Here is a 23,402-nt window from a genome sequence, read left to right as displayed (position 1 = left end):
TCTCTCAGTTCCCTTCGGTCGTAAGCGCTTCGTTCACGAGCGCGTTCTGCTGTGCTTTGTGCTGGCTGGCCAGGCCGGTCGCCGGCGAGGCCGAGGCGGCGCGTCCGACATAGCGGGGCCGCTTGTGGGAGGCGCCGATCTTCTCGAGCACCCATTCGATGTTCGGCTCGATGAAGGTCCAGGCGCCCTGGTTCTTCGGCTCTTCCTGGCACCAGATCATCTCGGCGCCGCGGAAACGCTGCAGCTCGTCCACCAGGCTCATCGCCGGGAACGGGTAGAACTGCTCGATCCGCAGCAGGTAGACATCGTCGATGCCGCGCGCGTCGCGCTCTTCGAGCAGGTCGTAGTAGACCTTGCCCGAGCACATCACGACGCGCTTGATCTTGTCGTCGGATGCCAGCTTGGCCGGATGCTCGCCGATATCCGCATGGTCCTTCAGCACCCGGTGGAAGCTGGAGCCCTCGGTGAAGTCCTTGGTTTCCGACACGCAGAGCTTGTGGCGCAGAAGCGATTTCGGCGTCATCAGGATCAGCGGCTTGCGGAAGTTGCGGTGCAGCTGGCGGCGCAGGATGTGGAAGTAGTTCGCCGGGGTCGAGCAGTTCGCCACGATCCAGTTGTCCTCCGCCGAGAGCTGCAGGAAGCGCTCGAGGCGCGCCGAGCTGTGCTCCGGACCCTGGCCCTCGAAGCCGTGCGGCAGCAGGCAGACGAGGCCCGACATGCGCAGCCACTTGCGTTCGCCCGAGGAGATGAACTGGTCGAACATGATCTGCGCGCCGTTGGCGAAGTCGCCGAACTGGCCTTCCCAGAGGACCAGCGCGTTCGGTTCGGCCAGCGAGTAGCCGTATTCGAAGCCCAGCACCGCGTATTCCGACAGCGCCGAGTCGATCACCTCGTAATTGGCCTGGCCCTCGCGGATGTGGTTCAGCGGGTAGTAGCGCTCTTCCGTCTTCTGGTCGACCAGGCCGGAATGGCGCTGCGAGAAGGTCCCGCGGGTGCAGTCCTGGCCCGAGAGGCGCACCGGGTAGCCCTCGGTCTGCAGCGAGCCGAAGGCCATTGCCTCGGCGGTCGCCCAGTCGAAGCCCTTGCCGGTCTCGAACATCTCGGCGCGGGCGCCGATGAAGCGGCCGATGGTCTTGTGGGTGTGCACCGAGTCCGGAATCTGGGTCAGCGCGCGGCCGATTTCATGGAAGGTCTCTTCCTTGATGCCGGTCTGGCCGCGCTGGTATTCCTGCCCTTCCTGGTCGAGCGAGGACCAGCGGCCGTCCAGCCAGTCGGCCTTGTTCGGCTTGAATTCCTTGCCGGCCTCGAACTCCTCGTTCATCAGCGCCTGGAACTGCGCCTTCATGTCCTCGATCTCGCCCTCGGGGATCAGCCCGTCCTTGACCAGCCGCTCGGTGTAGAGCTGCAGCGTGGTCTTGTGGCGCTTGATCTTGGTGTACATCTCGGGCTGCGTGAACATCGGTTCATCGCCCTCGTTGTGACCGAAGCGGCGGTAGCAGAAGATGTCGAGAACGACGTCCTTGCCGAATTTCTGGCGGAATTCCGTCGCGACCTTGGCGGCGTGGACCACGGCCTCGGGGTCGTCGCCGTTGACGTGGAAGATCGGCGCCTCGACGACCAGCGCGTTGTCGGTCGGGTAGGGCGAGGAGCGCGAGAAATGCGGCGCGGTGGTGAAGCCGATCTGGTTGTTCACCACGATATGCATGGTGCCGCCGGTGCGGTGGCCGCGCAGGCCGGAAAGCGCGAAGCATTCCGCCACGATGCCCTGGCCCGCGAAGGCCGCGTCGCCGTGCAGCAGGATCGGCATGACGGCGGTGCGGGTCGGGTCCTTGAACTGGTCCTGCTTGGCGCGGACCTTGCCCAGCACGACCGGGTTCACCGCCTCGAGATGCGAGGGGTTCGCGGTCAGCGACAGGTGGACGGAGTTGCCGTCGAATTCGCGGTCCGAGGAGGCGCCGAGGTGGTACTTCACATCGCCCGAGCCGTCGACGGATTCAGGCTTGAAGCTGCCGCCCTGGAATTCGTTGAAGATCGCCTTGTACGGCTTCTGCATCACGTTCGCCAGGATGTTCAGGCGGCCGCGGTGCGGCATGCCGATGACGATCTCCTTGACGCCCAGGTTGCCGCCGCGCTTGATGATCTGCTCCATCGCGGGGATCAGCGCTTCGCCGCCGTCGAGGCCGAAGCGCTTGGTGCCCATGTATTTCACATGGAGGAACTTCTCGAAGCCCTCGGCCTCGACCAGCTTGTTCAGGATCGCCCGGCGGCCTTCGCGGGTGAAGGTGATCTCCTTGTCGAAGCCCTCGATCCGCTCCTTCAGCCAGCCGGCCTGCTCGGGGTCGGAGATGTGCATGTACTGCAGCGCGAAGGTGCCGCAATAGGTGCGCTTCACGATTGCCATGATCTGGCGCATCGTCGCCAGCTGCAGGCCCAGCACCTGGTCGATGAAGATCGGCCGGTCCATGTCGGCATCGGTGAAGCCGTAGGATTTCGGGTCGAGCTCGGGATGCGGCGTCGGGTTGCGCATGCCGAGCGGGTCGAGATCGGCGACCAGGTGGCCGCGGATGCGGTAGGCGCGGATGATCATCAGCGCGCGGACCGAGTCGAGCACGGCGCGCTTCACCGCGTCGTCGGAGACCGAGACGCCCTTCTCGGCGGCCTTCGCCTTGATCTTGTCGCCCGCGGCCTTCATCTCCACCGCCGGGGCGGCCCACTGGCCGTCCAGCGCCTGGGTCAGGTCGTCATTCGGCGTCGGCGGCCAGTCCATGCGGCCCCAGGAGGCGCCCTTGGCCTCGGCCTTCACGTCGGTTTCCGCATCCCCCAGCGAGGCGAAGAAGTCCGCCCATGCCGCATCCACGCTGGCCGGGTCGTTCGCATACATCGCGTAGAGCTGCTCGATATACTCCGCATTCTGGCCCTGCAGAAAGCTGGAGGCATGGAATATGTCGTTCTTGCTCATTTCGGTCATGGCTGTGCCTCTCGGGGGTTGCAACCCAATGGAGTTGGTCCGGCGGAGCCGGGCAGGGACTGTCCGGACGCTGAGGTGCTAGGTAGGTACAATGTGTCGGATGTCAGCACCGGACATCCGCGGAACTGCCAGCGGAGACCGCGCGGCCGGCGCACCACGGGGGCTGCCGGCTGCAAGTCACGGGCTCTGATCGCGTTTCCTGGTCCCATTGGTCTGAGACGTAGCCTCGGGGTATTAAAGAAACACAGACCGCAAGCGGGTCTGCGGAGTGAGGCGCGCGGTTTCCCGCGCGCCTGCGCAATTTACTTGCCCATTGCCTTCAGAACGGCCTCGCCGAGGGTGGCGGGGCTGTCTGCGACGACGATGCCTGCCGCTTCCATCGCGGCGATCTTGTCTTCGGCACCGCCCTTGCCGCCGGCGACGATGGCGCCTGCGTGGCCCATGCGGCGGCCCGGAGGAGCCGTGCGGCCGGCGATGAAGCCCGCGGTCGGCTTCCAGCGGCCCTTCTTCTTCTCGTCGGCGAGGAACTGCGCCGCGTCCTCTTCGGCCGAGCCGCCGATTTCGCCGATCATGATGATCGCGTCGGTCTCGTCATCGGCGAGGAACATTTCCAGGACGTCGATATGCTCGGTGCCCTTGATCGGGTCGCCGCCGATGCCGACAGCCGAGGACTGGCCGAGGCCCAGATCCGAGGTCTGCTTCACGGCTTCGTAGGTCAGCGTGCCCGAACGGGACACGACGCCGACGCGGCCGCGCTTGTGGATGTGGCCCGGCATGATGCCGATCTTGCACGCGTCGGGGGTGATGACGCCCGGGCAGTTCGGGCCGATCAGGCGCGACTTGCTGTCGATCAGGGCGCGCTTCACCTTCATCATGTCGAGGACCGGGATGCCCTCGGTGATGCAGATGATCAGCTCCATCTCGGCGTCGATCGCCTCGAGGATCGAGTCCGCGGCGAAGGGCGGCGGCACGTAGATGACCGACGCGTTGGCTTCGGTCACGTGCTTGGCTTCGTGCACGGAGTTGAAGACCGGCAGGTCGAGATGGGTCGTGCCGCCTTTGCCGGGCGTCACGCCGCCGACCATCTTGGTGCCGTAGGCGATGGCCTGCTCGGAGTGGAAGGTACCCTGCGAGCCGGTGATGCCCTGGCAGATGACCTTGGTGTTTTCGTCAACGAGGACAGCCATGTGGCGTTCTCCTTACTGGAATACTGCTAGGGGGCTCAGCCTTTGACGGCCTTCACGATCTTCTCGGCGCCGTCGGACAGGTTGTCCGCCGCGATCACGTCGAGGCCGGAGGTGTTGATGATCTCCTTGCCCTTCTCGACGTTGGTGCCTTCGAGACGGACGACCAGCGGAACCTTCAGCCCGACTTCCTTCACCGCCGCAATCACGCCTTCCGCGATCACGTCGCAGCGCATGATGCCGCCGAAGATGTTCACCAGGATGCCCTTCACGTTCGGGTCCGAGGTGATGATCTTGAAGGCTTCGGTCACCTTCTCCTTGGTCGCGCCGCCGCCCACGTCGAGGAAGTTGGCAGGCTCCGCGCCGTAGAGCTTGATGATGTCCATCGTCGCCATGGCCAGGCCCGCGCCGTTCACCATGCAGCCGATCTCGCCGTCGAGCGCGATGTAGTTCAGGTCGTACTTGGAAGCGGCCAGTTCCTTGGCGTCTTCCTCGGTCTCGTCGCGCAGGGACATGATGTCCTGGTGGCGGTAGAGGGCGTTGCCGTCGAAGCCCAGCTTCGCGTCCAGAACCTTCAGGTCGCCGCCTTCGGCCACGATCAGCGGGTTGATTTCCAGCATCTCCATGTCCTTCTCGACGAAGGCCTGGTAGAGCTTGCCCATCAGCGCGACGCACTGCTTCACCTGCGGGCCCTTCAGGCCCAGCGAGAAGGCGATGCGGCGGCCGTGATACGGCTGGTAGCCGGTGGCCGGGTCGACGGAGAAGGACAGGATCTTCTCGGGGGTCGAGGCTGCGACTTCCTCGATGTCCATGCCGCCCTCGGTCGAGCAGACGAACGAGATGCGCGAGGTCTGGCGGTCGACGAGCAGCGCCAGGTACAGCTCGGTCTCGATGCCGGAGCCTGCCTCGATGTAGACGCGGTTGACCTGCTTGCCGGCCGGGCCGGTCTGGTGGGTGACGAGGGTGCGGCCCAGCATCTTCTGGGCTTCCTCTGCGGCTTCCTCCACCGATTTCGCGAGGCGGACGCCGCCCTTCTCGCCTGCGGATTCCTCCTTGAAGTGACCCTTGCCGCGGCCGCCGGCATGGATCTGCGCCTTGACGACCCAGAGCGGGCCCTCGAGTTCGCCTGCGGCGGTCTTCGCTTCCTCCGCTTTCAGTACGATGCGACCGTCCGACACCGGAGCGCCGTAGTCGCGGAGAAGGGCTTTCGCCTGGTATTCATGAATGTTCATGAAAGCTGTCCCGTCTTGTGCAAGTTGTAGTTCCGTCTAAACACCGGGCGGCGCATCCTTTGAACAGAAAATTTCCGCCAATTGAGGCGTTCAGGGAAAAAAATCGGATTTGTGATCACACCCCCGAAATGTGTGATCACAAATCGGCGCGGGTTGCAGGAATGACATGCGGGACTGGCAAAAATGTGCCGACGGCCGCGGGCGCTAACAGGCCGGAGCGCCGAATCACCCGCGTCGCGGAGACGCTCCGCCGGGGGCGGGGACGCCGGGGTGGCAAGCTGTGACCTTGGGGCAGGCGGTGCATTGGCGGCTGCAGGGACTGGCGCTGCCCGCCGAAGCGGCAGTGCGGCGCGATCCGGTCTGGCCGCCGGACCTCCAGCCGCCGGGCTATGCCGACGCCTATGACGGCCGCACGCTGGCCTATGCCGCCGCGCGCCTGCCGGGCGGGCGGGGCGCCGTGCTTTGCTGCCCGCGCCTGTTCAACCTCTGGCCGGTGCTGCGGGCGGCGCTGCCGCCGGGCGCGCGCCGCCGCCGCTTCGCCAGTTCCGAGGCGGTCTTCCTGCCGGGCAGCCACGGCCGGCTCGGCATGCAGCTTCCGGGCGGGCCCGCGGAGCTGCCGGTTGGTCCCGATCTCAGCGGCATCTTCGCCGGTCGCAACGTGCTGTTGACCATGAGCCGGGACAATCCGCCGGACTGGGTCCTCGACTGGGTGCGGTTCCATGCCCGGCTGCACGGCGCGGATGCGGTCGCGATCTTCGACAACGGCTCCGTCCGGTACCCGGCGGCCGGGATCGCGCCGCGCCTGGCGGACATCCCCGGCATCGGTCCGGTCGCGGTGATCGAGGCGGATTTCCCCTACGGTCCGCAGTTGCCGCGCCGCCGCGGGCAGGTCTCGCATTTCCTGCAGGGCGCCTGCCTGAACCTTGCGCGGCTGACCGTGCTGGCGCGGGCGCGGGCGGTGCTCAATCTTGACGTGGACGAACTGCTGCGCCCGGTCTCCGGCCAGTCGGTCTTCGACGCAGCGGCGGCCAGTCCGCTGGGCCATGCGAAGCTCGGAGGCACCTGGGTCTATCCGGAGGAAGGCCTGCCCTGGCCGCAGCCGCAGCGGGCGCATGTATTCCGTGCCGTGCCGCGCGAGCCATGCCACCTGAAATGGTGCGCCACGCCGCGGGGCCTGCTCAGCCGCGCGGGCTGGGAAGTGCACAAGCTCGCCGCGCCGCTGACGAAGCGGCTGCGGCCGCATCCGGGCTTCGAGCTGCTGCACTGCCGGGCCGCGACCACCGGGTGGAAGCGCCCGCTCTGCGGCGCGCCGGAGACGCGGCGTCGGGCCGATCCCGAACTGGCCGGCCTCTGGCCGCCGGAGGGGTGAGGCTCAACCCTTCTTCTTCCCGCCGAACTTCGCCTCCAGCCAGTCGCGGCCGCGGAAGAGGATGTTGTCGTATTGCGGGGCCGGGACGCTGCCCTTGGCGCCGGGCGTCAGCTGCCGGTCGGCGGCGATCAGGCGCTTCACGTGCTTGACGAAGCCGCGCCCGTAGATCTGTTCCGGGCGGACAGGCGTGCGGTCGTCCTTCATCCGCGCGACGAAGCCGGTATGGTGCAGCACCCGCGGCGCGGCGAATTTCGAGCCGCCATATTGCCAGAGCGTGCGGTTTCGGACGTTGTATTCGGGCGGCAGGATGTGCAGCCGCAGGTCGCTGGTCCACAGCATCTCGCGGAAGACGGGCTGGTCGCGCTTCAGCCCGTGATCGACCATCGCCTGCTGGCAGCCGGCCAGGAACTGCTGCATTGCCTCGCTCCGCCGGATCGCGATCATGCCGCCGTTGATCTGCGGAAAGGCGTTGGGCAGGGGCAGGCGCCACGGCTTCCAGGCGAAGCCCTGGTTGCGGTTCGTCGCCTGCACCGCGGCGATGTCGTATTTGCCGAGGATGAAGAACACGTCCGACATGTCGCCCAGTACGACGAGATCGACATCCAGATAGATCGTCCGGTCGAAGCGCGAGCGGATCAGCGCCTCGAATTTCGGGCGGAACCAGCTCTTGTCGAGCTTGTGGACCTGTCCGAAGAGCCCGGCGTCCACCTCCTGGTCGGTGAAGATGTCGACCTCGAAATCCGGGTTCGACTGCCGCAGGCTGCGCGCCGCGGCCTCGGCGGCGGTGGCGTATTTGCGCCCCGACGCGGCCAGCACGAAGCCGCAGGAGGCGGGGGCGAGGCTGTCGGGGGTGGCCCAGGGCATGGTCTCTCCTCACGCAAAAGGGGCCGCAGATGCGGCCCCTTCCGTGAAAGCAACTCCCCGGGGGGAGCGCAAGCCCTGATCAGGCCAGCGTTCCGTCGATGCCCTTGCAGGCTTCCATCAGGCCCTTCACGGCGTTGACGGAGTTGTCGAACATCACCTGCTCGTCCTTGTCGAGCTTGATGTCGACGATCTTCTCGATGCCGCCGGCGCCGATGATGGTCGGCACGCCGACATACATCGAGTCGAGGCCGAACTCGCCCGAGCAGAAGGCCGCGCAGGGCAGCAGGCGCTTCTGGTCCTTCAGGTAGGCTTCGGCCATCTCGATCGCCGAGGTTGCCGGCGCGTAGTAGGCGGAGCCGGTCTTCAGCAGGCCGACGATCTCTGCGCCGCCGTCGCGGGTGCGCTGGATGATCGCGTCGAGCTTGTCCTGGGTGGTCCAGCCCATCTCGACCAGGTCGGGCAGCGGGATGCCTGCGACGGTGGAGTAGCGCGCCAGCGGAACCATGGTGTCGCCGTGGCCGCCCAGAACGAAGGCGGTGACGTCCTTCATGGAGACGTTGAATTCCAGCGACAGGAAGTGGCGGAAGCGCGCGGAGTCGAGCACGCCGGCCATGCCGCAGACCTTGTTCGCGGGCAGGCCCGAGAATTTCTGCAGCGCCCAGACCATCGCGTCGAGCGGGTTGGTGATGCAGATGACGAACGCGTCGGGCGCATGGGCTGCGATGCCCTCGCCGACGGACTTCATGACCTTCAGGTTGATGCCCAGCAGGTCGTCGCGGGACATGCCCGGCTTGCGCGGCACGCCGGCGGTGACGATGCAGACATCGGCGCCTGCGATGTCGGCATAGTCGGTCGTGCCGGTCAGGGTGGCGTCGAAGCCTTCGGACGGACCGGACTCGGCGATGTCGAGCGCCTTGCCCTGCGGGATGCCGTCGGTGATGTCGAACAGAACGACATCGCCCAGCTCCTTCAGCGCGGCGAGATGGGCGAGCGTGCCGCCGATTTGTCCGGCGCCGATCAGGGCGATCTTGGGTCTGGCCATGTTGATCCTCTCCAGTCCTTGACGATTGTTGCAGTTTGCCTAGTCGGTAAGTCATTTCCTTGCAAGACGGGTTTGCGCGGCAAGTCGAAGCAAAGCCCGGAGCCCTGCCGGGGAAGGGTCCGCAGGCGGAAATCACTGAATTCCGAGGCATTTTTTTTATCCGCGGCAGCCCCGCCGCCCCGCGCGGAGGGAAATCCGGTGCCGGCGGCGGCATCCGGCGCGGCTGCCGCGGCGGTGGCGGGGGCCGCCGGGATGCGGGATCCGGCGGCGGAATCCGGTGGAGCTGCCGCTTGTTTCGGCGGCCGTGCGACGCGGCACGCTGGGGCGGAATCGGAGGGGAGGGAGGGTCGCCTGCGTCGGTCCATGCAGGCGGGCCATGCCCGCGATGGCCGGGCGTGCCCCGCTCGGGCGCCGGGCCGGCGGACGGATGGCAGTTTGCCAGGTCCGGCAGGTGCCGGACCGTCCGGGCGTCAGGCGTCGTCGCCGGGCTGCAGCAGCTTGTCGTGGATCAGCTTTTCATAGGCCTGACCGGACGCGATCAGGCAGGTCATGCCGTCGGGCATGGTCACCGTGATCGTCCAGGTGCCGGTCTTGTCGGAGGCGAAGACCTCCACCAGAGAGTTGTTCGCGCCGATGCCGACGCTCTGGCGGGTTTCGCCGTAATTTCCGGACAGCCGCTTCAGCACGGCGTCGCGGTCGGCGCAGTTTCTCGGCTGTTCCTCGACCGCGAAGGCCGCGGTGGCGAAAAGCGCCAGGCAGAGGCTTGTCAGGGTCGTCTTCATCGCTACGTCCTCTCGGGAGGAGCCTTGCCTGCCTGCGGGTCGGACCGTTGCGGCAGGGGGAGGGGCCCCCGGTTGCAAGTCGTATTCGGGCGTGTTCCGGGCGTTCCGCCGCCGCGGCCGGCCAGTGCCGGACCGCACCGGACGGAAGCTTGGGCGCGGGGGATCGAAGATCGGGTAAACCCGCCGCACGCGCGGTCCAGCGTCCTACATGGAAGTGTCATGTTGCACCCCGACTTTCCGCGATGCGGCAAGTGGCCGCGAGCGCGTTTCCCTCCGCGCAATATAAGTACAAAAGCAGCCCCGTGGAGGAAAGAATCATGGATCAACGCGCACGCCCCTATCGTTCCGTTCTCTATATCCCCGGCTCCAAGGAGCGGGCGCTGGAGAAAGCCAAGACGCTGGCCGTCGACGCGATCATCTTCGATCTCGAGGATGCGGTTGCAATCGACGAAAAGGTGAACGCCCGCGGCCTGCTGGCCGAGACGCTCAAGGCCGGCGGCTTCGGTGCAAGGGTAAAGATCTGCCGCATCAACGGTTTCGACACGGAATGGGGCGGGGACGACCTGACGGCGATGGCCGCAGTCGCGCCCGATGCCATCCTGATCCCCAAGGTGGAAAGCGTTGCCACGATCGAGAAGGCCGCCGCGGTGCTCGACGCCATGCCGGGCTGCGAGTCGACGGAAATCTGGGCGATGATGGAGACGCCGCGCGGCATCCTGAAGGCCGCCGAGATCGCCGAGGCGCCCAGGATGGGCGGATTCGTGATGGGCACGAATGACCTGGCCAAGGAGCTGATGACCAGATTCCGGGCAGACCGCGAACCGCTTCTGACTTCGCTGCAGCTCTGCCTGCTTGCCGCCCGCGCGGCGGGAATCACCATCGTCGACGGAGTCTACAATGCCTTCAAGGACGAGGAGGGCTTCAAGGTCGAATGCGCGCAGGGGCGCGACATGGGCTTCGACGGCAAGACCCTGATCCACCCGGCGCAGGTCGAGGCCGCAAACGAGGCCTTTGCGCCGTCCTCGGCCGACATCGATCTCGCGCAGCGCCAGATCGCGGCCTATGAAGAGGCCGAGGCCAAGGGGCTGGGCATCGCCATCGTAGACGGCAAGATCGTGGAGAACCTGCATATCGTGACCGCCAAGCAGACCCTCGCGAAGGCCGCGGCCATCGCCAAGCTGGAAGAAGGCGTCGCCTGATGTCCTGGATTGTCCTGCTCGCCGGGATCGCGCTCTGGAGCGCGGCGCATCTCTTCAAGCGCGTCTGCCCGGAGAAGCGGGCCGCCATGGGCAAGGCCGGGCAGGGCGCCGTGGCCGCCGCGCTGGCGGCATCGCTGCTGCTGATGATCTTCGGCTTCCGCGCGACGCCCTATGTCGCGGTCTGGACCCCGCCCGCAATGATGACGCACATCAACAACACGCTGATGCTCCTGGCGGCCTTCCTCTTGATGCTCGGCCCGGCCAAGGGCGGCCTCGCGCGGCGGATCCGCCACCCGATGCTGGCGGCGGTGAAGACCTGGGCGGTCGCGCACCTGCTGGTCAACGGCGATCTCGCCTCGATCCTGCTCTTCGGCGGCATGCTGGGCTGGGCGGTGGCCGAGGTGATCGTCATCAACCGCTCCGAACCGGTCTGGGAAAAGCCGGTCGAGGACAAGCGCGGCGACCTAAAGGCGGTGATCTACGGCGCCGTCTTCTATGCCGCCGCGGTCGCGCTCCATATCTGGACCGGCCACTATCCGATGGGATGAAAGACGACATGAAGATCTACCGTTTCCTGACCGAGGACGACACCTCGGCCTTCTGCCACAAGGTGAGCGAGGCGCTGTCGAAGGGCTGGGAGCTGCATGGCGACCCGCAATACGCCTTCGACGCCTCGAACGGCGTGATGCGCTGCGGCCAGGCGGTGACCAAGGACATTGACACGCCCTATTCGCCGGACATGAAGCTGGGACAGCAATAGAGACACCATCGGGGGAGCAGTGATGGCAGCAAAGACCAATCCGGGACGGTTCTTCGAGGACTATTCCATCGGCCAGGTGATCGAGCACGCCGTGCCGCGCACCGTGTCGGGCGGCGAGCGGGCGATGTACCATGCGCTCTACCCGGAGCGGCATGCGCTCTATTCCTCGGACGAGTTCGCGCGGGCCAGCGGTCTCGCGGCCTCGCCGATGGACGACCTGATCGCCTTCCACGTGGTCTTCGGCAAGACCGTGCCGGACATCTCGCTGAACGCTGTCGCCAACCTGGGCTATGCCGAGGGACGGTTCCTCAAGCCGGTGATGCCGGGCGACACGCTGCGTTCGACCTCCGAGGTGATCGGGCTCCGGGAGAACTCGAACGGCAAGTCCGGCGTGGTCTATGTCCGCTCCAAGGGGCTGAACCAGCGCGAAGAGGTCGTGCTCGACTACGTGCGCTGGGTGATGGTCCGCAAGAACAACCTCGACGCGCCTGCGCCGGAGCCGGTCGTGCCGGAGCTGGCCAAGGTCGTCGATCCCGGCTCCCTCGCCATTCCCGAAGGCCTGCATTTCACCCGCTATGATTTCGCCCTGGCGGGCGAGCCGCACCGGATGGCGGATTACGAGATCGGCGAGATCGTCGACCATGTCGACGGCGTCACGCTGGAAGAGGCCGAGCACATGATGGCCACGCGGCTGTGGCAGAACACGGCCAAGGTCCATTTCGACGCCACCTTCCGCCCGGACGGCCAGCGGCTGATCTATGGCGGGCACATCATCAGCCTGGCGCGCGCGCTCAGCTTCAACGGTCTGGCGAACGCGCAGATGATCGTCGGGCTGAACGGCGGGGCACATGCCAACCCGGCCTTCTCCGGGCTGACGGTCAAGGCCTGGTCCGAGGTGCTCGACAAGGTGGAGACCTCCGCCCCCGGCGTCGGCGCAATCCGGCTGCGGCTGGTGGCGGTCAAGGCCGGCGCCGAGGCCGGCAAGCTGAAGGGCGAGGACGGCAAGTACCTGCCAGAAGTGCTGCTCGATCTCGACTACTGGGCGCTGATGCCGCTCTGACACTGCGGCACCGCCCGGAAAGGGGCGGTGCACCTTCCTGCGGCGCGGCAATGAACGCACGTTCCGGGGATGCCGGCTTCTCCCGTTTCCTCCGATCAATCCCGCTTTTCGCATGGATGGTCCATGCCGGGGCTGCGATCCGTCCCGTTGCGTCGGATGGTGCCTTGGCGGCTCCCGCCGTCCGGCTGCCGCGACCGGCGCGGATTTCGGCAGGTCGGCAAGGCTGCTGCGCAGGAAGGCGGCACCGGGGCCGGAAGCCGCCGCTCGGTCGGCATCGCGGCCGGAGCCGGTTGACGGCCCGCAGGCGGCGCCTGCACCCTTTCTCCTGCGATCACGGTCCTGCCGGAGCACGGCCGGGACTGCCGTCCGGACTGATTCCGGCAGGCGGCCGGCCCGCTTCCGCGACTCATTCCGCGCCGCAGCGGCGCCGGGCAATCCTTAGAGTTTTGCTCATATTCCTATTTGTGATCACACTCTTGGATCGTGTGATCACAAACTGGTCCCGTTAGCGCTGATTGCGCCAAAAGATCGCGCTTTTGCGATTGTGGGGCGGATGACAACACCGCAAAAGGTGCTAAGACCGAAGTCAACGACCAAAGGCGTAACTCCGAGAGGGCAACCCATGGCTGATGTGAACCGGGGCAACCGGCCGCTTTCCCCCTTCATGCTTGGACAGTACTACCGGCCGCAGATCGGCTCCGTGACGTCCATCCTGAACCGCGCCGCGGGCGTCGGACTCATCGTGGGCGCTCTGCTCTGCGTCTGGTGGCTGCTGGCCGCCGCGTCCGGACCCGAATATTTCGGCATGGTCGACTGGATCGTCACCAGCTACCTCGGCGACCTCGTCATGTTCCTCTCGGTCTGGGCGCTGTGGTACCACGCGCTGGCCGGCGTGCGCCACCTGATCTGGGACGCGGGCAAGTGCCTGGAACTGGAAAAGGCGCAGATGCTGGGCAAGATCGTCATCGGCGGTTCGGTCGTGCTGACCCTGCTGACCGCGATCATCGTGTAAGGAGACGCGCATCATGGCATTCTACACCGACCGCAAGCGCGCCGTTGGCATGGGGTCCGCCAAGACCGGGACCGACAATTTCTGGCGCATGACCATGAGCTCCTACGGGCTGCTCATCCTGACGCCGCTGTTCCTCTTCACCTTCGGGCCGCAGCTGGGCAAGCCCTACGAAGAGGTCATCGCCTATTTCGCGAAGCCCTTCCCCTCGGTGATTGCCGGGCTGATGATCACCGTCGGCTTCCTGCACTTCATCCGCGGCATGCGCATGGTTCTGGAAGACTACACGCACGGCATGGTCCGCGAGTGGCTGGTCATCGCCGTCACCTGCGTGTCCTACTTCGCGATCGGCTGCGGGCTGTTCGCGCTCGCGCGCCTGGCCCTCTGAAGAAGACGGAGCATACGAAGACAATGGCTTCCTACGAATACGAATCCCACGATTACGACGTCGTGGTGGTCGGTGCTGGCGGGGCAGGTCTCCGCGCGACCCTGGGCATGGCAGAGCAGGGTCTGAAGACCGCCTGCGTGACCAAGGTCTTCCCGACCCGCTCGCACACCGTCGCAGCCCAGGGCGGCATCGCCGCCTCGCTGTCGAACATGGGCCCGGACAGCTGGCAGTGGCACATGTACGACACCGTCAAGGGCTCCGACTGGCTCGGCGACACCGATGCGATGGAATACCTGGCCCGCTCCGCGCCCGCCGCGGTCTACGAGCTGGAGCACTACGGCGTGCCGTTCTCGCGCACCGAGGAAGGCAAGATCTACCAGCGTCCCTTCGGCGGCCACACCACCGAATTCGGCGAAGGCCCGCCCGTGCAGCGCACCTGCGCCGCGGCCGACCGCACCGGCCACGCCATCCTGCACACGCTCTATGGCCAGTCGCTGAAGAACAACGCGGAATTCTACATCGAATACTTCGCCATCGACCTGCTGATGGAGGACGGCGTCTGCAAGGGCGTGCTGTGCTGGAAGCTCGATGACGGCACCATGCATGTCTTCAACGCCAAGATGGTCGTCCTGGCCACCGGCGGCTACGGCCGGGCGTATTTCTCGGCGACCTCCGCGCATACCTGCACCGGCGACGGCGGCGGCATGGTGGCGCGCGCTGGCCTGGCGCTGCAGGACATGGAATTCGTGCAGTTCCACCCGACCGGCATCTACGGCTCGGGCTGCCTGATCACCGAGGGTGCCCGCGGCGAGGGCGGCTACCTGACCAACTCGGAAGGCGAGCGGTTCATGGAACGCTACGCGCCGACCTACAAGGACCTGGCGCCGCGCGACTATGTCAGCCGCTCGATGACCATGGAGATCCGCGAAGGCCGCGGCGTGGGCGAGCACAAGGACCACATCTTCCTTCACCTCAACCACCTGCCGCCGGAAACGCTGGCCGAGCGCCTGCCGGGCATTTCGGAAAGCGCCAAGATCTTCGCCGGCGTGGACCTGAACAAGGAGCCGATCCCGGTCCTGCCGACGGTCCACTACAACATGGGCGGCATTCCGACCAACTACTGGGGCGAAGTGCTGAACCCGACCGCCGAGAACCCGACCGCCGTCGTTCCGGGCCTGATGGCCGTGGGCGAGGCCGGCTGCGCCTCGGTGCACGGCGCGAACCGCCTCGGCTCCAACTCGCTGATCGACCTCGTGGTCTTCGGCCGTGCCGCCGCGATCCGCGCGGGCGAGGTGATCGACCGCAATTCGGCGATCCCGAAGGCGCCGGCGTCGGAAATCGACAAGGCCTTCGACCGCTTCGACGGCCTTCGCCATGCCCAGGGCGGCACGCCGACGGCGGATCTGCGCCTGGAAATGCAGCGCACCATGCAGGCGGATGCGGCCGTGTTCCGTGCCTCGGACTCGCTGAAGGAAGGCGTCGAGAAGATGACCGCCATCGCAGGCAAGCTCGGCGACCTGAAGGTCACCGACACCTCGCTGGTCTGGAACTCGGACCTGATGGAGACGCTCGAGCTGACCAACCTGATGCCGAACGCGCTGGCGACCATCGTCGGCGCCGAAGCCCGCCACGAGAGCCGCGGGGCGCATGCCCACGAGGACTATCCGGAGCGGGACGACGAGAAGTGGCGCGTCCATTCCGTCATGCGGGTGGACGGGAACGCGGTGGACCTGACCTACCGTCCGGTGATCAAGGATCCGCTGACCACCGAGGCCGAAGGCGGAATCAGCCTGAAGACCATCGCGCCGAAGGCGCGGACCTTCTGATGCGGGCGCTGGCGGTTTCCCTGGTCCTGCTTCTCGCGGCCTGCGCCGCTGAGGAGCCGGGCACGCCGACGGCGGAGGACCGCCAGGCAGCCGAACCGTTCGCGGCGGGATCCATCGCCGCGAGCTTCCCTGACTATCCGGCCTCCGCCGCGGCGGAGGTGGCCGATTGCGTCGCCGAGAATGCCACCGGCGAGGAGCTGATGATCCTCGCCGGCAAGGCGAAGACGGTGAACGAGAAGAGCCGCCGCACCCTGGCCATCGCCATCGCCAACCGTCCCGCGGCAGAAGCCTGCCTGCGCGGCAACGATCTGCCGCCGCTGAGATGAGCGGGGCCGCGCCCATCGCCGAAGGCCGGGAGGCACGGCGTGCCGCCCTGGCCGCGGCGCTCCGGCGTCCCGAGTTCATGCGCCGTTTCCGCGACATCCGCATCGAGCCTGCCGACAGCAAGCGCGGCTGGCCCGCCGGGCCGGACCGGACGCGGATGGAGGCGGACGACCTGGCCCTGCACTGGGTCAACGGCAGCCCCGGGCGCAAGGCCCCGGCGCGGTCGGAGCGCCCCGAGCAGACGTCGGACGGGCCGCTGGCCTGGTGCGGCGGAGTGATGAGCCATTTCGGCCACACCCTGGCAGAGCAGTTCCAGCGCGTGCTGTTCACGCGGCTGGCGATGCCGGAGGCGACCTGCGTCTTCACCCTGCCGAAGGGCATGGGCGAAGATCAGGTGCCGGGCTATTTCTGGGGCATCTGCGACTGGTTCGGCCTGCCGCGGGACAAGGTGCGCTTCATCCGCCACCGCCCGCTGGCGGCACGCGATCTCTGCGTGTTCCGCCAGGGCGAGCAGTTCCAGCCTTCGGGACAGCCCGCCAGCCTCGCCAGCTACCGCTGGTGCGGGCCGCTGCCGGAATATCTCGAGGCGCTCGCGCTCCTGCAGGAAGAGCGCGGGCTGGAGACCGGCACCGCGGACACGGTCTATGTCTCGCGCTCGCGGCTCGACCCCTATTCGATCCCGCTGCCGGGAGAGAGCTATCTGGTCGAGCGGATGCAGGCCGCCGGGGTGGAGGTGATCTGGCCCGAGACCATGAGCATCGGGGCGCAGCTGGCCGCCTTCGCGCGGGCGCGGCGGCTGATCTTCGCCGAAGGCTCGGCGATGCATGTGCGCCAGCTTCTGGGGCATCTGCCGCAGGAGATCACGGTGATCTCGCGCCGCAAGGGCATGCAGCTGGTGCGCGACGGGCTGGAGCCGCGCTGCGACCGGCTGAGCTACATCGACCCGGTGCGGGCCAACGTTCTGTTCTCGATCTCGCCCTCGGGCGTGTCCGAGCGCTGGCGCGCCTTCGCCTTCTTCGATCAGGACCTCCTGCTCGACGGTCTGGCTGCCGCCGGGACCGACCTGCGGCCGGGCTGGGACGCCGAAGCCTACGAGCGGCTGCAGCTGGCCGATCTGGAAGCCTGGGGCGACGCGATTTCGGCCCAGGCCCATCCCTCGACCTATGCCGAACGGCTGCGCCTGATGGAAGGCAGCCTGATGGGATCGGGGCTGACCGAATACGTGCCGCTTCTGAGGCGGGCGGCCGAGCGCGGCGCGGAAGTCCGCGCCGCCCGCCGCCGGACCGCGGCCGAATGAGCGGGCGCGTCCCGCCGCAACACAGGATCGCGCGCAGCCGCGCGCAGGACATGCAACGCGGGCGGCCGGAGGCCGCCCATCGAAGCCAGGGCGGAAAGCGCCGCGAAGAAAGGGTAGATTCATGGTTCAGTTCACGCTGCCGAAGAACTCCAAGATCACCACGGGCAAGACGTGGCCGAAGCCGGAAGGCGCGACCAATGTCCGCAAGTTCCAGATCTACCGCTGGAACCCGGATGACGGCCAGAACCCGCGGGTCGACACCTATTTCCTGGACATGGACAAATGCGGTCCGATGGTCCTGGACGCGCTGATCAAGATCAAGAACGAGGTCGACCCGACCCTGACCTTCCGCCGGTCCTGCCGCGAGGGCATCTGCGGGTCCTGCGCGATGAACATCGACGGGATCAACACGCTGGCCTGCATCTACGGCCTCGACGAGATCAAGGGCGACGTGCGCATCTACCCGCTGCCGCACATGCCGGTGGTCAAGGACCTGATCCCCGACCTGACCCATTTCTACGCCCAGCATGCCTCGATCATGCCCTGGCTGGAAACCAAGACCAACCGCCCCGCCAAGGAGTGGAGGCAGTCCATCGAGGACCGCAAGAAGCTCGACGGCCTCTATGAATGCGTGATGTGCGCCAGCTGCTCGACCTCCTGCCCGAGCTACTGGTGGAACGGCGACCGCTATCTCGGCCCGGCGGCGCTGCTGCATGCCTACCGCTGGCTGATCGACAGCCGCGACGAGGCCACCGGCGAGCGTCTCGACGCGCTGGAGGACCCGTTCAAGCTCTACCGCTGCCACACCATCATGAACTGCACGCAGACCTGCCCGAAAGGCCTGAACCCGGCCAAGGCGATCGCGTCGATCAAGAAGATGATGGTGGAACGCCAGTACTGATCCCGTCCCTGCGGGACAGGAATGCGCGGGCCGCGGCTTTCCCAGCCGCGGCCCGTTCTCATTCCGGACGGCGGTGTCCCGCCAGGTCGAAGAGCCCGTCGAGCCCGGTCCGGATCTCGTCTTCGCTCCAGCCGTCCGCCGACATCACGCGCAGGGCCTCGGCATAGCGCTGCGCGTCGGCCCGGCTGCGCGGCGTCATCAGGCCGTAGAGCTTGACGAGCTGCGTCCAGTTCAGCAGGCGCTGCCTGCGCTGGAAGGCCGAGACGACATGCGACCGAGACATCTTCTTCTCGCCTCCGCCGCTGCTGCTGTTGGCGCGGGCCGGGACGGCCTCGATCAGGTGGTAGCGCTGGCTGTCCGCGGAGATCGGGCTGCCCGACCTGGCGTCGGCATAGTTGTCCGCCAGCAGGACCCGCCCGGAGACATGGTCGATTTCGTGGCGCTCGGCGGCGGGGGCGCTGCGCGTGAGGCAGCTGAAATCCGCGAGCCCGTAGATCTCGGCAAGGAAGGCCCGGTAGATGTCGGCATAGCCGCGGTCGTCCGACGCCACCCAGACGCTGCAGGCGTCCTTCGGGTCGACGCCGTCGAAGCCGCGTTCCCACACGAAGGCGCTGCCGCGGAAGCGCCGCACCGTGCCGCCGCCATGGACCGGAAGCTGGGCAACCGGGTCATGCACCAGGACCGGCGCGGCCGCCGGGCTGATCCGGGACATACGGGCCAGCGCCATCCGTCGGCGGCGGAGCACAGTCAAAGTTTCGGGATGTGCCATGCGCTTTCCTTGCAATCTCCGGTTCCAATCCGGACATTCCCGGCCAGCCGGTTCAAGTACAGGAAGCAGTACCTTTCCATGTTCGTCTTCATCTTCCTCCTGATCGCCGTCGTCGTCTGGATGGCCGTCACCTTCCGGTCGCGCCAGGCGGTGAAGGATTGCCGCTGGCGCGAGAACCGCTCCAAGGACAGCGAGGCCGGGCGCTATTTCATCTGCATGAATTGCGGTGCCGAAACCCGGACCGGGGACGGCAAGCCCCCCAAGATCTGCCGGAAGCCGCAGGACGCGTCCTGATGCCGCCGCCTTGCCGGGGGCGCCGCGCAAGGCTATGCCCGGCCGGAGCGCAGAGGCAGGAGAGACGCAGATGACCGGCAGGGATGGCACGGGAACCGGGGGCATGCGCCTGCCGCAGGGCAGCTTCCGCTTCGTGGTCCTCGATGTCGAGACCGCCAGCAGCGATCCGTCCAGCATCTGCCAGGTCGGCCTGGCCTGCGTGCGCGACGGCGGCGCGATCGAGACCTGGGCGGCCTATGTCGATCCGGCCTGCCGATTTTCCGCCTTCAACATCCAGCTGACCGGCATCGGGCCGGAAACCGTGCGCGGCGCGCCCCGCTTTGCCGTGCTGCTGCCGGAGCTCCGCGGCCTGCTGGACCGCCAGCCGGTCATCCAGCACAGCAGCTTCGACCGACGCGCGATCCATGCCGCCTGCGACCTGGCGGGGCTGCCGCATCCGGGCTGGACCTGGCATGACAGCGTGCTGATGGCGCGCCGCGCCTGGCCCGAGTTCCGCGGCAATGGCGGCCATGGGCTGGCGCATCTGAAGCAGAGGCTCGACCTCGAGTTCGAGCACCACGATGCCGGCGAGGATGCGCGCGCCACCGCGCAGGTCGTGCTGATGGCCGAGGCGCGGCTGGGCTGCGATTTCCGCGCGATTGCCGCAGGGGGCGGGGCGGGGAAGCGGCGGCCCGCCGCGGTGCCGGATCCCGCCGGGCCGCTTGCCGGCGGCAGGGTCGCCTTCACCGGGCGGCTGGCGCTCGACCGCACCGAGGCCGCGGTGATGGCGGCTGCGGCGGGGCTGGAAACCGCGGCGTCCATCGGGCCGGGGCTCACCCATCTGGTGGTGGCCGACCGCGACATGGCCGCGCCGGGCGGGCCGGTGATCAGCGGCAGGCACCGCAAGGTGCTGGAAATGCAGGCCGCCGGAGCGCAGGTGGCGGTGATGGACGAAAGCGCTTTCCTCGCGCTGCTCGCATCGCTGCGCCGCTGAGGATTTCCGCCCCGTTTCGTCCGTGAAACAAAATTTCTGCTGCGGTGCAGCATATGCATGGCGATATTGCAATATTGGGGGAGGTCATCGCAATCGCTTTGGACTACATGGTTCGGCACGGGAGGTTGACCATCATTAGCCCCGTGAGAGGTTCCATGACCGAAGCTGCACAGACCCGCCAGTTCGACGCCGACGAAGCCATCGCCATCTACGAAGACTCCATTTCCTACTACATGCCGGAAGCCGTCCTCGAATCCGCGGTTGCCACCGACGAGACCCTGGTCGAGTATTCCGAAGCCGCCTGATCCGGCGGCGCGGAAAACCGGGCTTGACTGCCCCTATGTCCGCGTCCGTATTCACGGGCGCGTTTATGATTCAGGGGATCCCGAATGACCGAGCCAGACGATGCCGCCCTGCGCCGCGCGCGCCCCGCGGTGATCTGCTATCCCGACGACACTCTGCCCCGTCCCGACCTTGCCGCAATGTCCGCGGCGCGGGAGAAGATGCAGCTGCTGGACGAGGTGACCGTGCCCGCGCGCGACGCCGCCTGCTTCCGCGTCGCGAAGGGCCAGGTTTTCCGCATTGTCTCGGTCGAAGGACCGCAGGTCGGCGATTTCAACCTCTGGAATGCCCATGACCTGTCCGAGCGGTTCTATTCCGGCAAGACCCGCGCGCTGCACGGCACGCACCTGACCGTCGGCGACCGGATGTGGTCGAGCTTTCCCGCGCTGCGCCCGATGGCGGCGATCACCGCCGACACGCTGGGCTGGTACGGGATCGATGCCGATGGCGGCTCGGTCCACGACGTGATCGGCACGCGCTGCGATCCCTACACCCACAGCCTTCTCTCGGGCGGGCAGTACCACCATTGCTGCCATTCGAACCTGACCCGCGCGCTGGCCGCCGAAACCGGCATGAGCCTCGCGGAGGCCGAACCCTTCGTCCATGACGTGCTGAACGTCTTCATGTGCACCGGCTTCACCCGCGACACCGGCCAATACTTCATGAAGGCCTCGCCGGTCCGGCCGGGCGACTATCTTGAATTCTTCGCCGAGATGGACCTGCTGGGCGCGCTCAGCGCCTGTCCGGGCGGCGATTGCGGGGCGGAGCATTCCTCCGATGCCGCCCAGTGCCATCCGCTCAAGATCGAAATCTACGGACCCGCGGCGGACTGGCCGGAAAGCCGGGCCAGCGGCTACGACCGCAGCCACGGGCTGTGAGCCCGGGGCAGGGGCGCAGGAGAGGCGTGGAGAACCCTGGGTTCTCCACTGCCAGGTTCAGCAATAGCGCTCGACGCCGACGATCTGGTGGTCGCCGTAGCGGTCGCCATGGGCAAAGCCCGCGGGCAGGATGCGGTCGATGTCGGCACGCTCTTCCCCGGTGAAGGCGATCTCCAGCGCGCCCAGCCATTCGCGCAGATGCTCCGCCGTGCGGGTGCCGGGGATCGGGATCAGGTGCCCGCCCTTTTCCAGCACCCAGGCCAGCGCTGCCGCCGAGACCGTCCAGCCCTTCGCCGCGCAATAGCTTCGGAATTCCGCGATCTGCGCCTCGTTATGGCCGAAATTCGGCTGGGTGAAGCGCGGGTTGGTCTTGCGGAAATCGGTGTCGGCGAAGGTCTCCGGCGCGACCGGGGCCTGGCCGAACATGCCGCGGGCGAGCGGCGAGAACGGGATGAAGGCCACGCCCAGCTCTTCGCAGGTGCGGATCAGGCCCAGCTCGGGCTGGCGGGTCCAGAGCGAATATTCGTTCTGCACTGCCGCCACCGGCACGACAGCATGCGCGCGGCGCAGCGTCGAGGGCGCGATCTCGGAAAGGCCCCAGGCGTCGATCAGGCCTTCCTGGATCAGTTTGCCCATGGTCTCGGCGACCTCTTCCACCGGGCGCTCCGCTTCGCGGCGGTGGATGTAGTAGAGTTCCAGCTTCGAGCGGCCCAGCCGTTCCAGCGAGGCTTCCAGTTCGCTGCGGATATGGTCCTCGGAATTGTCGAAGCTGCGCGGCGGGCCGGGAACGATGCCGACCTTCGAGGCCAGCACCACATCGGGCTTCCTCTCCGCCAGGTAGCGGCCGATCACCCGTTCCGAGCGGCCCATGCCGTAGATGTTCGACGTGTCCCAGAAATCGATGCCCGCCTCCACGGCGGCGTCGAGACAGGCCAGAGAGACCTCGTCATCCGCCGTTCCGAAGAATCCGGCAAAGCTCATGCAGCCGAGGCCGATCGCCCCGACTTCGGGGCCTGCTGCCCCCAGCTTGCGTTTCTGCATGTGGTCCTACCTCTTACGAAAATGCTGCCTCGAGCGCGATCTCGACCATGTCGCCGAAGCTGGTCTGGCGGTCTGCCGAGGGGAGGGCCTCCCCGCGCAGAAGGTGATCGCTGACGGTGAGGATGGCAAGGGCGCGGCAGCCGAAGCGCGCGGCAACGGTATAGAGCTCGGCCGCCTCCATCTCGACGGCCAGCACGCCGTGGCGGGTCATCTGCTCGTTCAGGTCGGGACGCTCGTCATAGAAGACGTCGGCCGAATAGATGTTGCCCACATGCGTGGGCGTGCCGCGTGCCGCTGCGGCATCCGCGGCAGCGCGCAGGAGCCCGTAATCGGCGCAGGGCGCAAAGCTCAGCTCCCTGAAGAAGCCCAGCGACGGCGTCGACATCGCGGTGCAGGCCATGCCGATGACGATGTCGCGCAAGGCGACGCTGTCCTGCATCGCGCCGCAGGAGCCGATGCGGACCAGCGTCTTCGCGCCGTAGTCGCGGATCAGCTCGTTGGCATAGATCGACAGCGACGGCATCCCCATGCCCGATCCCTGGATCGTCACGCGGTTGCCCTTCCAGGTGCCGGTGAAGCCCAGCATGCCGCGCACCTCGTTGATGCAGACGGCATCCTGCAGGAAGGTCTCGGCCGCCCATTTCGCCCGGAGCGGATCGCCGGGCATCAGGACGGTCTCGGCAATCTCGCCGGGCTTGGCGCCGATATGGATGGACATGGGAACTCCTTGCTCGGTCAGGCCGGCCGCCGGGCGGCCCTTCTCCAGCGCAGAGTGCCGCCGGCGCAAGGCGCTTGCAACCTCGCAGGCAGCTCTGCGGCAGCGGGCCCGCCCGGCGGTGCTCCCGATATATGCATCGGAAATCCATGTTTGTGTGCCAATTGATCCGTGGCACTGTTCAT

24 protein-coding genes are annotated in these 23,402 nt (G+C 67.1%); 15 read left to right on the top strand and 9 right to left on the bottom strand.

Going from position 1 to position 23,402, the window contains the following annotated elements; genetic code table 11:
• Window positions 1-4: 4 nt before the first annotated feature.
• From HCC78_RS19875 to sucC, 3 genes are all read right to left on the bottom strand, one after another.
• Window positions 5-2,968 carry a 2-oxoglutarate dehydrogenase E1 component gene (locus HCC78_RS19875; RefSeq protein WP_172330539.1) on the bottom strand — a complete coding sequence of 988 codons (2,964 nt, stop codon included), beginning with the start codon at window positions 2,966-2,968 and terminating at the stop codon, window positions 5-7.
• 302 nt (window positions 2,969-3,270) lie between these two features.
• A complete protein-coding gene (sucD, locus tag HCC78_RS19870; protein ID WP_172330538.1) occupies window positions 3,271-4,155 on the bottom strand; it encodes a succinate--CoA ligase subunit alpha in 885 nt (294 codons plus the stop codon).
• Between the two features lie 35 nt (window positions 4,156-4,190).
• Entirely contained in the window at window positions 4,191-5,384 is a 1,194-nt protein-coding gene (sucC, locus tag HCC78_RS19865; RefSeq protein WP_172330537.1) for an ADP-forming succinate--CoA ligase subunit beta, read from the bottom strand.
• 280 nt (window positions 5,385-5,664) lie between these two features.
• Between sucC and HCC78_RS19860 the strand changes: the two genes are divergently transcribed.
• Window positions 5,665-6,753 (top strand): hypothetical protein, encoded by a 1,089-nt coding sequence (locus HCC78_RS19860; RefSeq protein ID WP_172330536.1) that lies wholly within the window; start codon window positions 5,665-5,667, stop codon window positions 6,751-6,753.
• 3 nt (window positions 6,754-6,756) lie between these two features.
• Here HCC78_RS19860 and HCC78_RS19855 read toward each other — a convergent pair whose 3' ends face one another.
• The 3 genes from HCC78_RS19855 to HCC78_RS19845 form a co-directional block, all read right to left on the bottom strand.
• Window positions 6,757-7,617, bottom strand: a complete 861-nt coding sequence (locus HCC78_RS19855; RefSeq protein ID WP_172330535.1) for a putative nucleotide-diphospho-sugar transferase — start codon at window positions 7,615-7,617, stop codon at window positions 6,757-6,759.
• A gap of 79 nt (window positions 7,618-7,696) precedes the next feature.
• A complete protein-coding gene (gene mdh, locus HCC78_RS19850) occupies window positions 7,697-8,659 on the bottom strand; it encodes a malate dehydrogenase (RefSeq protein ID WP_172330534.1) in 963 nt (320 codons plus the stop codon).
• A gap of 470 nt (window positions 8,660-9,129) precedes the next feature.
• Window positions 9,130-9,441, bottom strand: coding sequence for a hypothetical protein (locus HCC78_RS19845; RefSeq protein ID WP_172330533.1), 312 nt, complete (start codon window positions 9,439-9,441; stop codon window positions 9,130-9,132).
• A 317-nt stretch (window positions 9,442-9,758) separates the two neighbouring features.
• On the opposite strand from HCC78_RS19845, the gene HCC78_RS19840 reads away from it, so the two are divergent.
• The 10 genes from HCC78_RS19840 (at window position 9,759) to HCC78_RS19795 (ending at window position 18,205) form a co-directional block, all read left to right on the top strand.
• On the top strand, window positions 9,759-10,640 hold the full coding sequence (locus HCC78_RS19840; RefSeq protein WP_172330532.1) for a CoA ester lyase: 882 nt from the start codon (window positions 9,759-9,761) through the stop codon (window positions 10,638-10,640).
• Window positions 10,640-11,188: an NnrU family protein gene (locus tag HCC78_RS19835; protein WP_172330531.1), complete on the top strand. Its 549-nt coding sequence runs from the start codon at window positions 10,640-10,642 to the stop codon at window positions 11,186-11,188. Before HCC78_RS19840 ends, HCC78_RS19835 begins: the two co-directional genes overlap by 1 nt.
• Before the next feature lie 8 nt (window positions 11,189-11,196).
• Window positions 11,197-11,400: a DUF1737 domain-containing protein gene (locus HCC78_RS19830; protein WP_172330530.1), complete on the top strand. Its 204-nt coding sequence runs from the start codon at window positions 11,197-11,199 to the stop codon at window positions 11,398-11,400.
• A gap of 22 nt (window positions 11,401-11,422) precedes the next feature.
• On the top strand, window positions 11,423-12,460 hold the full coding sequence (locus HCC78_RS19825) for a MaoC family dehydratase (protein WP_172330529.1): 1,038 nt from the start codon (window positions 11,423-11,425) through the stop codon (window positions 12,458-12,460).
• Window positions 12,461-13,082: 622 nt separating this feature from the next.
• Window positions 13,083-13,472: a succinate dehydrogenase, cytochrome b556 subunit gene (gene sdhC / locus HCC78_RS19820; protein ID WP_172330528.1), complete on the top strand. Its 390-nt coding sequence runs from the start codon at window positions 13,083-13,085 to the stop codon at window positions 13,470-13,472.
• 13 nt (window positions 13,473-13,485) lie between these two features.
• Window positions 13,486-13,857, top strand: a complete 372-nt coding sequence (sdhD, locus tag HCC78_RS19815) for a succinate dehydrogenase, hydrophobic membrane anchor protein (RefSeq protein WP_172330527.1) — start codon at window positions 13,486-13,488, stop codon at window positions 13,855-13,857.
• A gap of 23 nt (window positions 13,858-13,880) precedes the next feature.
• On the top strand, window positions 13,881-15,683 hold the full coding sequence (sdhA, locus tag HCC78_RS19810; protein ID WP_172330526.1) for a succinate dehydrogenase flavoprotein subunit: 1,803 nt from the start codon (window positions 13,881-13,883) through the stop codon (window positions 15,681-15,683).
• Window positions 15,683-16,009 carry a hypothetical protein gene (locus tag HCC78_RS19805; RefSeq protein WP_172330525.1) on the top strand — a complete coding sequence of 109 codons (327 nt, stop codon included), beginning with the start codon at window positions 15,683-15,685 and terminating at the stop codon, window positions 16,007-16,009. The genes sdhA and HCC78_RS19805 overlap by 1 nt, the downstream gene beginning before the upstream one ends.
• Entirely contained in the window at window positions 16,006-17,304 is a 1,299-nt protein-coding gene (locus HCC78_RS19800; protein WP_216671233.1) for a glycosyltransferase 61 family protein, read from the top strand. The genes HCC78_RS19805 and HCC78_RS19800 overlap by 4 nt, the downstream gene beginning before the upstream one ends.
• Window positions 17,305-17,425: 121 nt before the next feature.
• Complete coding sequence (locus HCC78_RS19795) at window positions 17,426-18,205, top strand: succinate dehydrogenase iron-sulfur subunit (protein ID WP_172330523.1); 780 nt, start codon at window positions 17,426-17,428, stop codon at window positions 18,203-18,205.
• 58 nt (window positions 18,206-18,263) lie between these two features.
• Here the strand turns inward: HCC78_RS19795 and HCC78_RS19790 are convergent, their stop codons facing one another.
• Window positions 18,264-18,974: a hypothetical protein gene (locus HCC78_RS19790; RefSeq protein ID WP_172330522.1), complete on the bottom strand. Its 711-nt coding sequence runs from the start codon at window positions 18,972-18,974 to the stop codon at window positions 18,264-18,266.
• Window positions 18,975-19,052: 78 nt separating this feature from the next.
• Here HCC78_RS19790 and HCC78_RS19785 point away from each other — a divergent pair, with 78 nt between their 5' ends.
• The 4 genes from HCC78_RS19785 (at window position 19,053) to HCC78_RS19770 (ending at window position 21,461) form a co-directional block, all read left to right on the top strand.
• On the top strand, window positions 19,053-19,268 hold the full coding sequence (locus HCC78_RS19785; protein ID WP_172330521.1) for a hypothetical protein: 216 nt from the start codon (window positions 19,053-19,055) through the stop codon (window positions 19,266-19,268).
• A gap of 70 nt (window positions 19,269-19,338) precedes the next feature.
• Window positions 19,339-20,241 carry a 3'-5' exonuclease gene (locus HCC78_RS19780; RefSeq protein WP_253949268.1) on the top strand — a complete coding sequence of 301 codons (903 nt, stop codon included), beginning with the start codon at window positions 19,339-19,341 and terminating at the stop codon, window positions 20,239-20,241.
• 155 nt (window positions 20,242-20,396) lie between these two features.
• Complete coding sequence (locus HCC78_RS19775; RefSeq protein WP_172330520.1) at window positions 20,397-20,546, top strand: hypothetical protein; 150 nt, start codon at window positions 20,397-20,399, stop codon at window positions 20,544-20,546.
• 84 nt (window positions 20,547-20,630) lie between these two features.
• Window positions 20,631-21,461 carry a DUF1989 domain-containing protein gene (locus HCC78_RS19770; protein ID WP_172330519.1) on the top strand — a complete coding sequence of 277 codons (831 nt, stop codon included), beginning with the start codon at window positions 20,631-20,633 and terminating at the stop codon, window positions 21,459-21,461.
• Between the two features lie 57 nt (window positions 21,462-21,518).
• Here HCC78_RS19770 and HCC78_RS19765 read toward each other — a convergent pair whose 3' ends face one another.
• Window positions 21,519-22,502 carry an aldo/keto reductase gene (locus HCC78_RS19765; RefSeq protein ID WP_172330518.1) on the bottom strand — a complete coding sequence of 328 codons (984 nt, stop codon included), beginning with the start codon at window positions 22,500-22,502 and terminating at the stop codon, window positions 21,519-21,521.
• A gap of 13 nt (window positions 22,503-22,515) precedes the next feature.
• Window positions 22,516-23,220 carry a purine-nucleoside phosphorylase gene (gene deoD / locus HCC78_RS19760; protein WP_172330517.1) on the bottom strand — a complete coding sequence of 235 codons (705 nt, stop codon included), beginning with the start codon at window positions 23,218-23,220 and terminating at the stop codon, window positions 22,516-22,518.
• Between the last annotated feature and the right edge of the window lie 182 nt (window positions 23,221-23,402).

The sequence above is a fragment of the Mangrovicoccus sp. HB161399 genome, from assembly GCF_013184745.1.
Taxonomy (GTDB): Bacteria; Pseudomonadota; Alphaproteobacteria; order Rhodobacterales; family Rhodobacteraceae; genus Mangrovicoccus.
This window is presented reverse-complemented; position numbering and strand designations above follow the sequence as displayed.

What these genes read in the sequence shown, in the direction of transcription:
- HCC78_RS19875 (WP_172330539.1), bottom strand. Translation starts at nt 2,968, where the DNA reads ATGACCGAAATGAGCAAGAACGACATATTCCATGCCTCCAGCTTTCTG.
- sucD (WP_172330538.1), bottom strand. Translation starts at nt 4,155, where the DNA reads ATGGCTGTCCTCGTTGACGAAAACACCAAGGTCATCTGCCAGGGCATC.
- sucC (WP_172330537.1), bottom strand. Translation starts at nt 5,384, where the DNA reads ATGAACATTCATGAATACCAGGCGAAAGCCCTTCTCCGCGACTACGGC.
- HCC78_RS19855 (WP_172330535.1), bottom strand. Translation starts at nt 7,617, where the DNA reads ATGCCCTGGGCCACCCCCGACAGCCTCGCCCCCGCCTCCTGCGGCTTC.
- mdh (WP_172330534.1), bottom strand. Translation starts at nt 8,659, where the DNA reads ATGGCCAGACCCAAGATCGCCCTGATCGGCGCCGGACAAATCGGCGGC.
- HCC78_RS19845 (WP_172330533.1), bottom strand. Translation starts at nt 9,441, where the DNA reads ATGAAGACGACCCTGACAAGCCTCTGCCTGGCGCTTTTCGCCACCGCG.
- HCC78_RS19840 (WP_172330532.1), top strand. Translation starts at nt 9,759, where the DNA reads ATGGATCAACGCGCACGCCCCTATCGTTCCGTTCTCTATATCCCCGGC.
- HCC78_RS19835 (WP_172330531.1), top strand. Translation starts at nt 10,640, where the DNA reads ATGTCCTGGATTGTCCTGCTCGCCGGGATCGCGCTCTGGAGCGCGGCG.
- HCC78_RS19830 (WP_172330530.1), top strand. Translation starts at nt 11,197, where the DNA reads ATGAAGATCTACCGTTTCCTGACCGAGGACGACACCTCGGCCTTCTGC.
- HCC78_RS19825 (WP_172330529.1), top strand. Translation starts at nt 11,423, where the DNA reads ATGGCAGCAAAGACCAATCCGGGACGGTTCTTCGAGGACTATTCCATC.
- sdhC (WP_172330528.1), top strand. Translation starts at nt 13,083, where the DNA reads ATGGCTGATGTGAACCGGGGCAACCGGCCGCTTTCCCCCTTCATGCTT.
- sdhD (WP_172330527.1), top strand. Translation starts at nt 13,486, where the DNA reads ATGGCATTCTACACCGACCGCAAGCGCGCCGTTGGCATGGGGTCCGCC.
- sdhA (WP_172330526.1), top strand. Translation starts at nt 13,881, where the DNA reads ATGGCTTCCTACGAATACGAATCCCACGATTACGACGTCGTGGTGGTC.
- HCC78_RS19805 (WP_172330525.1), top strand. Translation starts at nt 15,683, where the DNA reads ATGCGGGCGCTGGCGGTTTCCCTGGTCCTGCTTCTCGCGGCCTGCGCC.
- HCC78_RS19800 (WP_216671233.1), top strand. Translation starts at nt 16,006, where the DNA reads ATGAGCGGGGCCGCGCCCATCGCCGAAGGCCGGGAGGCACGGCGTGCC.
- HCC78_RS19795 (WP_172330523.1), top strand. Translation starts at nt 17,426, where the DNA reads ATGGTTCAGTTCACGCTGCCGAAGAACTCCAAGATCACCACGGGCAAG.
- HCC78_RS19790 (WP_172330522.1), bottom strand. Translation starts at nt 18,974, where the DNA reads ATGGCACATCCCGAAACTTTGACTGTGCTCCGCCGCCGACGGATGGCG.
- HCC78_RS19785 (WP_172330521.1), top strand. Translation starts at nt 19,053, where the DNA reads ATGTTCGTCTTCATCTTCCTCCTGATCGCCGTCGTCGTCTGGATGGCC.
- HCC78_RS19780 (WP_253949268.1), top strand. Translation starts at nt 19,339, where the DNA reads ATGACCGGCAGGGATGGCACGGGAACCGGGGGCATGCGCCTGCCGCAG.
- HCC78_RS19775 (WP_172330520.1), top strand. Translation starts at nt 20,397, where the DNA reads ATGACCGAAGCTGCACAGACCCGCCAGTTCGACGCCGACGAAGCCATC.
- HCC78_RS19770 (WP_172330519.1), top strand. Translation starts at nt 20,631, where the DNA reads ATGACCGAGCCAGACGATGCCGCCCTGCGCCGCGCGCGCCCCGCGGTG.
- HCC78_RS19765 (WP_172330518.1), bottom strand. Translation starts at nt 22,502, where the DNA reads ATGCAGAAACGCAAGCTGGGGGCAGCAGGCCCCGAAGTCGGGGCGATC.
- deoD (WP_172330517.1), bottom strand. Translation starts at nt 23,220, where the DNA reads ATGTCCATCCATATCGGCGCCAAGCCCGGCGAGATTGCCGAGACCGTC.